General features: G+C 42.0%; 9 protein-coding genes. 4 read left to right on the top strand and 5 right to left on the bottom strand.

Translation table 11 applies throughout. The features are described 5' to 3' along the window. Positions 1-303 precede the first annotated feature (303 nt). Positions 304-1353 (top strand): outer membrane protein Omp38, encoded by a 1050-nt coding sequence (gene omp38, locus B4033_RS02260; RefSeq protein ID WP_076754170.1) that lies wholly within the window; start codon positions 304-306, stop codon positions 1351-1353. Between the two features lie 108 nt (positions 1354-1461). Continuing rightward, positions 1462-1995 (top strand): cysteine peptidase family C39 domain-containing protein, encoded by a 534-nt coding sequence (locus tag B4033_RS02255; protein ID WP_286831774.1) that lies wholly within the window; start codon positions 1462-1464, stop codon positions 1993-1995. 45 nt (positions 1996-2040) lie between these two features. Here B4033_RS02255 and B4033_RS02250 read toward each other — a convergent pair whose 3' ends face one another. The 3 genes from B4033_RS02250 to B4033_RS02240 all read right to left on the bottom strand — a co-directional run bounded on the left by B4033_RS02250 (position 2041) and on the right by B4033_RS02240 (position 5974). Continuing rightward, positions 2041-3504 (bottom strand): amino acid permease, encoded by a 1464-nt coding sequence (locus B4033_RS02250; protein ID WP_286831772.1) that lies wholly within the window; start codon positions 3502-3504, stop codon positions 2041-2043. Next, positions 3504-4538, bottom strand: coding sequence for a methyltransferase (locus B4033_RS02245; protein WP_286831770.1), 1035 nt, complete (start codon positions 4536-4538; stop codon positions 3504-3506). Before B4033_RS02245 ends, B4033_RS02250 begins: the two co-directional genes overlap by 1 nt. A gap of 65 nt (positions 4539-4603) precedes the next feature. Beyond that, a complete protein-coding gene (locus B4033_RS02240) occupies positions 4604-5974 on the bottom strand; it encodes a uracil-xanthine permease family protein (protein ID WP_286831768.1) in 1371 nt (456 codons plus the stop codon). A gap of 162 nt (positions 5975-6136) precedes the next feature. On the opposite strand from B4033_RS02240, the gene typA reads away from it, so the two are divergent. Together typA and mscL are read left to right on the top strand one after the other, a co-directional pair. Beyond that, positions 6137-7972, top strand: coding sequence for a translational GTPase TypA (typA, locus tag B4033_RS02235; protein ID WP_004814517.1), 1836 nt, complete (start codon positions 6137-6139; stop codon positions 7970-7972). A gap of 173 nt (positions 7973-8145) precedes the next feature. Next, positions 8146-8583, top strand: coding sequence for a large conductance mechanosensitive channel protein MscL (gene mscL / locus B4033_RS02230; RefSeq protein ID WP_163169255.1), 438 nt, complete (start codon positions 8146-8148; stop codon positions 8581-8583). A 112-nt stretch (positions 8584-8695) separates the two neighbouring features. Here mscL and B4033_RS02225 read toward each other — a convergent pair whose 3' ends face one another. Next, positions 8696-8980: a peptidylprolyl isomerase gene (locus B4033_RS02225; protein ID WP_004891582.1), complete on the bottom strand. Its 285-nt coding sequence runs from the start codon at positions 8978-8980 to the stop codon at positions 8696-8698. Continuing rightward, positions 8980-9837: a bifunctional DNA-formamidopyrimidine glycosylase/DNA-(apurinic or apyrimidinic site) lyase gene (gene mutM, locus B4033_RS02220; RefSeq protein ID WP_286831763.1), complete on the bottom strand. Its 858-nt coding sequence runs from the start codon at positions 9835-9837 to the stop codon at positions 8980-8982. Before mutM ends, B4033_RS02225 begins: the two co-directional genes overlap by 1 nt. Positions 9838-10150: the final 313 nt, after the last annotated feature.

Genomic DNA, 10150 nt, shown 5'->3' with positions numbered 1-10150 from the left:
TTTATTTACCTAGTATTTTTGTACTTGAAATAGGAGAAAGCTGTTAAAATTAGGTAAGAGACAATAAGGTATTCACAATAAAAAATTGAGTAAAAATTTACCGAATTACAACGGAAATTGTAAGTAATTTTGTCAATAATTTACTTGATTAGATTAATCAAGCACTTGGAAAATTTATTCAGTGTTTGTATGATTCCCTGTGAATAGCTTAAAAATAAAACTGGGGTAAAAGAAGCCTATCTCAGGAAAGCCAATTTAGGCTTGAGCTTGAACAACAATTTGTTATCTCTGGAGGATAAATCCATGAAAATGAGTCGTATTGCTTTAGCAATGCTTGTAGCTGCTCCTTTAGCTGCTGCAAACGCAGGCGTAACTATTACTCCACTACTGGTTGGTTACACTTGGCAAGATACTAAACACAACAACAGCTATGAAGATCATCTATATGGTGAAACTCCTGAGCTTCAAGACGACCTATTCGTAGGTGCTGCGCTTGGTGTTGAACTGACTCCATGGTTAGGCTTTGAAGCTGAATATAACCAAGTGAAAGGTGATATCGAAGACAGCGAAGCTTCTTACGGTGAGTATAAGCAAACTCAAATCAATGGTAACTTCTACGTTACTTCTGATCTGATCACTAAAAACTATGACAGCAAAATCAAACCATACGTACTTTTAGGTGCTGGTCACTACAAGTATGAATATGATTTAGATGGTGATGCGCGTCTTAAAGATGACGAAGGTACTTTAGGTAATGCTGGTCTAGGTGCTTTCTGGCGTTTAAACGATGCTCTGTCTCTACGTACAGAAGCTCGTGCAACTTATAACATCGACGAAGATTTCTGGAACTACACAGCGCTTGCTGGTTTAAACGTAGTTCTTGGTGGCCACTTGAAACCTGCTGCGCCAGTCGTAGAAGTTGCTCCAGTTGAACCAGTTGCTCCAGTTGCTCCAGCTCCACAAGAGTTGACTGAAGACCTGAACATGGAACTTCGTGTATTCTTTGATACAAACAAATCTAACATCAAAGATCAGTACAAACCAGAAATCGCGAAAGTTGCTGAAAAATTGGTTGAATATCCAAACGCAACTGCTCGTATCGAAGGTCACACTGACAACACTGGTCCACGTGCACTGAACGAACGTTTATCTCTTGCTCGTGCTAACTCTGTGAAATCTTCACTAGTTAACGAATACAACGTTGATGCTTCTCGTTTGTCTACTCAAGGTTTCGCTTGGGATCAACCGATTGCTGACAACAACACTAAAGAAGGTCGTGCTATGAACCGTCGTGTATTCGCGACTATTTCTGGTAGCCGTACTGTACTAGCTGAACAACCAGCTGCTCAATAATTCATTATTGAACACTGATTAAAAAAAGCGACTCTCTTATGAGTCGCTTTTTTTATTGCCCTGATTTGACTACACTGCATAGCCCTAAACCTGTTTTTGAGTCTGAGCATGAGTGTGGAACTTCCTGAAGATTTACAAAATCTGGAGGCCAATAGTGGCCTCTATGCGATCTGGATGATTTTTCATCACTATGGTATAGATCTGCATATTCCGGATCTGGTACAGCTCACACGCCATGATCCTGAAATGGGAACCTCCAGTATTGCGCTTGCAGTTGCTTTAAAAACACTGGGTTTGGATGTTAATTTTTATACTGAACATGACCCAGATAAACAGCCAATTGAAATTGATTTCTATCAACAAGCATCTCGTTTACAAATCCCGGTTATAGAACAGCCCTTGTCTTACGCAGACATTCAGGAAAATGTAGAAGCTGGTCGTTTTGTGATTGTGTTCTATGACACCCTGGAGGGCGTAGGGAATCATTCTTTGGTGTACGAAATCAATAAAAGTGAAATCAGCTTCTTTGACAGTTTTGAGTCCATGCGGAAAGAGGTGTTTGAACAGCAGCGTCGGGTAGAGGGAATTTGTCAGCAAACTATCATTATTGATGATCGAAATTTTGTTATGCGCCACAGTTAATACAATAAAAAAGCAGCCTGAATGGCTGCTTTTTCAGATCAAAAATTATTCATGATCTATTTTCATCGGCTGAACATCCATCTCTTTATAAGAAATGAGTTTGGTATTGTGTTTCCACTTATAACCTAACCAGATCGCTAAGAATAAGAAAATACCAATGTAAGTAGAAAGTACTGCAAGCCATTCACCATTTAGTACTGCCTGATAGTTTTGCCCCAGGACCACAATCGCACACAGCACAAAAGCAAACCATGGCGCAAATGGGAAGAACTTGGCGCGATAAGCCAGATCCTCAAGTTTATAACCTTGAGCCAGATATCCTTTACGGAAGCGATAATGAGATATTGCAATACCCAACCATACAATAAATCCACACATACCAGACATATTGAGTAGCCAGTTAAATACTTCCTGTTCACCAATAAATGTTGTCAGAAAACATAATGCTGCGATTGCAGTGGTGGCATATAGTGCATTCATTGGAACACCGCGCGCATCCAGACGACCAAACAATTTTGGTGCACTGCCTTTACGTGCCATATCAAACAGCATACGGGTAGAGGAGTACATGCCCGAATTACCTGCAGACAGAATCGCAGTCAGAATTACGGCATTCATCACACTGGCAGCAAAAGCGAAACCGGCTTGCTCATACAGCAAAGTGAAAGGCGAAAGCGCAATATCTTCACTAGACGCTGCCTGTAAAAGACGTGGGTCATCATAGGCAATCAGGGTGCCGATAATGAAGATACACACAATATAGAATAACAGGATACGCCAGAAAATTTGCTTGATTGCTACTGGAATGGTTTTCTGCGGATCTTTAGATTCACCGGCAGCAACACCGACCATTTCAGTCCCCTGGAAGGAGAATCCGGCAATCATCGCCACCCCGATCAGGGCAGATAAACCACCCACAAATGGTGCTTCACCTTTGGTCCAGTTGGTAAATGTAGCAACCTCAGGAGTTAACATGATTTTTGCAATCATGAAGATACCAATGATGATAAACGCAATAATTGCCAGTACTTTGATTAAGGAGAAGAAAAACTCAGATTCACCAAAGCCTTTTACCGTCAGTGCATTAATCCCGAAGACCACCGCCAGGAACAGGGCGCTCCAGTAAAAACCAGGAATATCCGGAAACCAGAATTTCATGATGAACTGGACTGCGACCAGCTCAAAGGCTACGGTGATTGCCCAGTTGTACCAGTAGTTCCAGCCTAAAGCGAAACCAAAACCACCTTCGACATATTTAGTACCGTAGGTAAAGAAAGCACCTGAAGTCGGATTATGGGTTGCAAGCTCCCCCAAGCTGGTCATCAGGAAGTAAATCATGACACCAATGAGCGCATACGCAAGTAATGCACCACCTGGTCCGGCATTGGCAATGGTTGCACCTGAAGCCAGGAACAAACCTGTACCAATTGATCCACCGATGGCGATCATATTTAGATGACGAGCACTTAGCTTACGCTGCAGCTGTGTGCTGTTTTGAGTTTCGCTCATCATGATTCCTTAACATTTTTTTGAGTGCTGGCGAAAAGCACCTTGAAGCCTTGTTGATCAGTTTTGACTGTGCATTGGCCAAAACTTTGCTCAATTAAAATCGGGTAATTTAAGAAGCGGTTCGCCACAATCCATAATTCACCACCAGACTTGAGATGACAACGTGAAGTCTTGCACAGATTTTCACTGGCATCATAGTTGGTCTGAATGCCTTGATGGAAGGGTGGATTACTGACGATGGCGTGCAAAAATAATGGTGCATCTTCAATCCCGCTCACTGCCTTAATTTCAAGTTGCTCAGGCTCAAGCTGATTTTTCTCAAAAGTCATTTTAGTAGAGACTAATGCAAAAGCATCTACATCTAAGGCAAAGATACGATTGTTCGGATTGAGCTTGGCAAGATAGGCACTAATGACGCCGGCACCACAGCCAAAGTCGGCAATTTTACCTGAAGTCACTTCAGACAGGTAGGGCAGGAAAACTGCTGTACCGACATCCAGATGATTCTGGCTAAATACACCAGGGAGTGCACAAATCTGTAAATCGCCTTTGGGAGTAGAGACGCTATAGGTTTGTGCCCAGTCAGCTAATGCTCTTTTCTCGACGTTGCAGTCTAGTGTCAATTGCCATAATTGGCAATGTCGTGCGCTATCAAGTTTGAGGCTTTTACCATAAGGTTGCAGCTGTTTTGCCGCGCGTTCCACGCCACCTTTTTTCTCACCTATCAAAAATACTTGGCTGCCTTGTTTTAGGTAAACCGCTACATTGTGAATCAGGTAATTAAGTAATTCTCTGGATTTTGGAACAAAGATTACAGCTTGATCAAATTCACCTTCAGGAAATTCTGCACCAAAATGTACATTGGCTTTCTGGGCCTGAAAATACAGGTAGTCATTATAATTCCATGTCCACACTGCAGCCTGAATGGATTGATCAAATTCAGCCAGCAGATGATCCGTTGGAGGATTAATCAGCAGTACACGACCCGACAAATAATCATATTGTCTTAATAAAACTTCGCTTTTAGCATCCATAGGAATCTCTCCAATAGAAAAACACTGTCCAAGTTCAACTCAGACAGTGTTTTCTGGACATGAACTTACTTCTTTGTTTCAGGAAGTACAATATTTAGAATCAAGGCCGCAATACCGCCGGTCGCAACACCAGAACTAAAGATATTACGGAATAATTCAGGAAGATGTTCCAGAATCTGTGGAACCTGCGCCACACCCAAGCCTAATGCAAGAGAAATGGCAATGATCAGTAGAGCACGACGGTCCAGGTGAATACCAGACAGAATGTTAATACCAGAGGCAGCGACTGCACCAAACATCACCATCACTGCGCCACCAAGAACAGCTTGAGGAACCGCCTGAATCACGCCAGCCACTGCTGGAAGTAAACCCAGAATGACTAAAAGTGCTGCAATCCAGATGCCGATATAACGGCTCGCTACACCAGTCAATTGAATCACACCGTTATTTTGTGCAAATACAGAACTTGGGAATGTATTGAATAAACCCGCAAGTAAAGAGTTCGCCCCATTCACTAACACGCCACCTTTAATACGCTTCATCCAGGTCGGGCCATCGACTGGCTGGTTAGAGAGTTTAGATGTTGCAGTAATGTCACCAATCGCTTCTAGCGAAGTCACCAAATAAATAAACGCCATTGGAATTAATAAGCTCCAAGAGAAGCTTAATCCAAAATGCATTGGTGTCGGGATCTGAACCAGTGGAGCATCTTTTAAGCCATCAAAGTTCAGGTGACCCATAAAGCCAGCAAGAATATAACCGACAACCAGTGCGATCAGAATTGCCGAACTTTTTACCCAGGTAATGCGCACACGATTCAGTAAAATAATCAGTGCTAGAACTGTACATGACATGATCAGGTTGTCAGCATTAGCAAAGGTTTTGTCATTCATGGCCTGATAGCCACCACCCATGCTGATTAGGCCTTCTTTAATTAAAGTCAGACCAATCAGTAAAACTACAATCCCTGTTACTAAAGGTGTGATCAGCTTTTTAATCCATGGCAGGATTTGCGATACGCCCATTTCAATAAATGAACCTGCAATCACCACACCAAAGATCGAAGCCATGACAGCTTCTACGGGTGTACCGGCAGCAACCATCGCCGAACCAATACCAATAATTGGACCAATAAAGTTAAAACTGGTGCCTTGAACAATCAGCAAACCTGCACCAAATGGACCAACTTTTTTGGATTGTAAAAAAGTCGCGATCCCTGAAATTACCAGTGACATGGATAAAATCATGTTAGTGTCTTCTTTAGAGACACCTAGTGCCAGACAGATCAGCAGGCCAGGAGTCACAATTGGGACAATAATGGCCAGTAAATGCTGGAATGCTGCTAGAAATGCGATAAATGGTTTAGGGCGATCTTCAAGGCCGTACACGAGGTCAAGTTGATCTTTGGAAGGAGGAGATTGATTAAAAACAGACATGTGTCAATGCAAATTAAGGCTGGGTGGCGCTATTCTAATCGAGTTACACGTCATTACAAAAGGCATTGGAAAAAAAATTGACGAAGTCAACAAACTGTCACTGTCAAAACTTTGTATTTTTCTGTATAATTTGCCCTCAAATTTAATACGTATCGAATTTACATGTCAGATATTAAAACTCTCCGTAACATCGCCATTATTGCGCACGTCGATCATGGTAAAACCACTCTTGTAGACAAACTTTTGCAACAATCAGGTGCTCTCGGTGATCGCGCGGGTGAGATCGAGCGTGTCATGGATTCTGGCGCTATTGAAAGTGAACGTGGTATTACCATCCTTGCAAAAAACACTGCAATCAAATGGACTGATGCACGTACTAACACAGAATATCGCATTAACATCGTGGACACCCCGGGACACGCCGACTTCGGTGGTGAAGTTGAACGTGTTCTTTCTATGGTGGACTGCGTATTGCTTCTTGTAGACTCACAAGAAGGTCCAATGCCACAAACTCGTTTCGTAACGCAAAAAGCGTTCGCACGTGGTTTAAAACCAATTGTCATTATTAACAAAGTCGACAAGCCAAGCGCACGTCCTGACTGGGTAATTGACCAAGTATTCGATTTATTCGATAACTTAGGCGGTACTGACGAACAGTTAGACTTCCCGGTTGTATATGCATCTGGTCTTCGTGGTGTAGCGGGTCCTTCTCCTGAAGAACTTGCTGACGATATGACGCCGTTGTTCCAAACAATCGTAGACATTGTTGAACCACCAGCAGTTGACGTTGATGGTCCATTCCAAATGCAAGTGTCTTCACTTGACTATAACAGCTTCGTAGGTGTAATCGGTGTTGGTCGTATCCAACGCGGTTCAGTGAAATTAAACACGCCTGTGACTGTGATCGACAAAGAAGGTAACACTCGTAACGGCCGTATCTTGAAAATCATGGGTTACCATGGTTTAGAGCGTGTTGATGTTGAATCCGCTCAAGCAGGCGACATCGTTTGTATCACTGGTATTGATGCACTCAACATTTCTGACACAATCTGTGATCCGAAAGCAGTTGAAGCACTTCCAGCACTTTCTGTAGACGAGCCTACAGTGTCTATGACCTTCCAGGTCAACAACTCACCGTTTGCTGGTAAAGAAGGTAAATTTGTAACTTCACGTAATATCCGTGAACGTCTTGACCGCGAATTGATCCACAACGTAGCACTTCGTGTTGAAGACACTGACAGTCCAGACCGTTTTAAAGTATCTGGTCGTGGTGAGCTTCACCTTTCAGTTTTAATTGAAAACATGCGTCGTGAAGGCTTCGAAATGGGCGTGTCTCGTCCACAAGTCATCATCAAGGAAATTGATGGTGAAAAACAAGAGCCATATGAAAACGTAACGTTTGACGTTGAAGAGCAGCACCAAGGCGCTGTAATGGAGCAAATGGGTCACCGTAAAGGCGAAATGACCAATATGGAAGTTGATGGTAAAGGCCGTATCCGTATTGAAGCAACTGTACCTTCACGTGGCTTGATCGGTTTCCGTTCAGAATTCCTGACCATGACTTCTGGTACGGGTATCATGACGTCTAGCTTCTCGCATTATGGTCCAATGAAACAAGGTACTGTTGCGAAACGTCAAAACGGTGTACTGATTTCTATGGTTCAAGGTACTTGCTTGGGCTATGCATTGTTTACGCTGCAAGACCGTGGTCGTCTATTCGCTAAACCACAGTTAGAAGTTTATGAAGGCATGATCGTGGGTATTAACTCACGTTCTGATGACATGGTTGTTAACCCAACTAAAGCAAAACAGTTAACCAACGTACGTGCCTCTGGTACTGATGATGCGTTAACACTTGTTCCTGCAATTGAATACACGCTAGAACAAGCGCTTGAATTCATTGAAGATGACGAGCTTGTTGAAGTAACACCAAAGTCAATCCGTATCCGTAAGCGTTACCTGACTGAAAACGAACGTAAGCGTAACCGTGCTAAATAAGTTCGATTACTAATAGTTTAAAAAACCGCTGACATTGTTCAGCGGTTTTTTTATATATCTAGATAAGGTTGGACAAGATTACATAAACCTGATCAATTAGGCTTAAATAGAAATATATAACTCCTGTATAATCTATCGCAAAATTGAAAATTGTATAAGAAACAGGTGACTTTATGAGTATTATTCAAGAATTTAAGGAATTTGCGGTTAAGGGCAATGTCATGGATCTCGCAGTCGGTGTGATCATTGGTGGCGCCTTCGGTAAGATTATTGACTCGATGGTAAAAGACGTCATCATGCCTTTAGTGAGCTGGATTCTAGGTGGGGATGTCGACTATTCCAACTGGTTTGTTGTATTAGGAGATAATCCAAACAATATAAGCAACCTGGCTGCTGCACAGGCAGCGGGGCTGAATGTCCTTGCTTATGGTAATTTCCTGACCATTCTCATTAACTTCCTGTTATTGGCATGGGTTGTATTCTGGTTAGTAAAACTAATGAACAAACTGCGTCGTAAACAAGAGGTAGACCCAGAGCCAGCAGCAACACCGGAAGATGTTGCATTATTACGTGAAATTCGTGATGAGTTAAAAAAACGACCTGAAGCTTAAGCTTCCTGGATTAAAAACGGCGCTTAAGGCGCCGTTTTTTATTTAATTCCTTCCAATCTCTTTCCTAAAGGGAGGAGAAGTTCCCCTTTACTTATAGAGGGATTTAGGGGAATTAAAAATCCATTCGGAACTTAATTTCTAGCAAATGAAAACCAAACTGACTTTTCACTGGTCCATGCAAAACACGTTCTGCAGCAGTAAAAACCAGTTTATCAATCACTGGGACCAGCTGACCTTTTTTCACTTCACCCAGTTCACCACCGCGTTTAGCTGAATTACAGGTCGAATATTGTTTAGCGATCTTGGCAAAATCTGCGCCTGCTAGAATCTTTTTCTTGAGCTGTTCGGCAGTTTCTTTATCTTTGACCAGAATATGACGGACGATTGCAGTCTTCATTAGTTTTTACCTCGTACAGCTGCTACACGTTTACTGGAAAGCTTTACCTTCTTTAGCGGCTGGCATTCAGGACAGTAGACAGATGCACGTTGTCCTAATTTGATATTTTCCAGCGTGGTTTCACAGTTCACACACATTTCCCCAGCACGACCATAAGCCAGCAGCGTTTGCTGAAAATAGCCATTTTCTCCCATGGCATTGGTATAGTCGCGTAAGGTTGAGCCACCCAGATCAATCGCCTGTTTTAAAATGCGCTTAATTTCAATGACCAGCTTTTCAATCTGCTCAAAACTCAAGGTAGAGGCAGGTTGTGCAGGATGAATGCCCATATTGAATAGGCTTTCGGTTGCATAAATATTGCCTACACCCACGACAACATGGTTATCCATAATTGCAACTTTGGTGCCAACATTTTTATTTTTTAATTTTTCAAATAGATATTCAGCATTAAAACTATCACTGAGTGGCTCTGGCCCAAGTGTATCAATCAGCTTGCTTTGAGACTGTGCATCTAACCACAGGATGCAGCCGAAACGGCGTGGGTCATGATAGCGCAGCTGGATATCTTCAAACTGAATAATCAGATGATCATGCTTACGCAATTCTTCACTGGCCTCACATAAGCGAAAACTGCCTGACATGCCTAAATGCCATAGCATCCTATCCTGTTCAAATTGCGCCAGAATATATTTGGAACGGCGTGTCAGTTGAATCAGGCGCTGTCCTTGCAGACGAGCAATATCCTCAGGAATCGGCCAGCGTAAGCTTGACTGACGCACCTCCACGTATAGAACTTGCTGATCAAGGAGAGGCAGGAGACTGGTTTTGGTGGTTTCAACTTCTGGTAATTCAGGCATAACATTTAGCAGCTAATATCATGACGCTAATATTGGGCGTTTTATAGTTGAATGCAAGTCCTGTTTAAAAGAGAACTGAAAATTGAAGATGGAAATTTATTTTAACAATTGTTTAAAAAATAAACTTTAATATCAGGTGTATTTTTACTGTTAGGTTTAAAGAGAAACGGATTTTAGATCTTATTAATTAATTAAATAACTGAAAAATAATCTCGATTCATAAAATATAAATCGAAATTATTTTAAATATCTAAAGCGGAGAAATTTTAAAATATAAAAATTATTTACCTAGACAATTAAAAATTTCATTAAA

The organism is Acinetobacter sp. UBA3132, assembly GCF_002364825.1.
GTDB lineage: Bacteria > Pseudomonadota > Gammaproteobacteria > Pseudomonadales > Moraxellaceae > Acinetobacter > Acinetobacter schindleri.
Note: the sequence above shows the minus strand (reverse complement) of the source record. Positions and strands in the feature narration are given on the sequence as shown.

Excerpts from the sequence above, each read along its gene's own strand:
- omp38 (WP_076754170.1), top strand. The coding sequence starts at position 304 with ATGAAAATGAGTCGTATTGCTTTAGCAATGCTTGTAGCTGCTCCTTTA.
- B4033_RS02255 (WP_286831774.1), top strand. The coding sequence starts at position 1,462 with ATGAGTGTGGAACTTCCTGAAGATTTACAAAATCTGGAGGCCAATAGT.
- B4033_RS02250 (WP_286831772.1), bottom strand. The coding sequence starts at position 3,504 with ATGAGCGAAACTCAAAACAGCACACAGCTGCAGCGTAAGCTAAGTGCT.
- B4033_RS02245 (WP_286831770.1), bottom strand. The coding sequence starts at position 4,538 with ATGGATGCTAAAAGCGAAGTTTTATTAAGACAATATGATTATTTGTCG.
- B4033_RS02240 (WP_286831768.1), bottom strand. The coding sequence starts at position 5,974 with ATGTCTGTTTTTAATCAATCTCCTCCTTCCAAAGATCAACTTGACCTC.
- typA (WP_004814517.1), top strand. The coding sequence starts at position 6,137 with ATGTCAGATATTAAAACTCTCCGTAACATCGCCATTATTGCGCACGTC.
- mscL (WP_163169255.1), top strand. The coding sequence starts at position 8,146 with ATGAGTATTATTCAAGAATTTAAGGAATTTGCGGTTAAGGGCAATGTC.
- B4033_RS02225 (WP_004891582.1), bottom strand. The coding sequence starts at position 8,980 with ATGAAGACTGCAATCGTCCGTCATATTCTGGTCAAAGATAAAGAAACT.
- mutM (WP_286831763.1), bottom strand. The coding sequence starts at position 9,837 with ATGCCTGAATTACCAGAAGTTGAAACCACCAAAACCAGTCTCCTGCCT.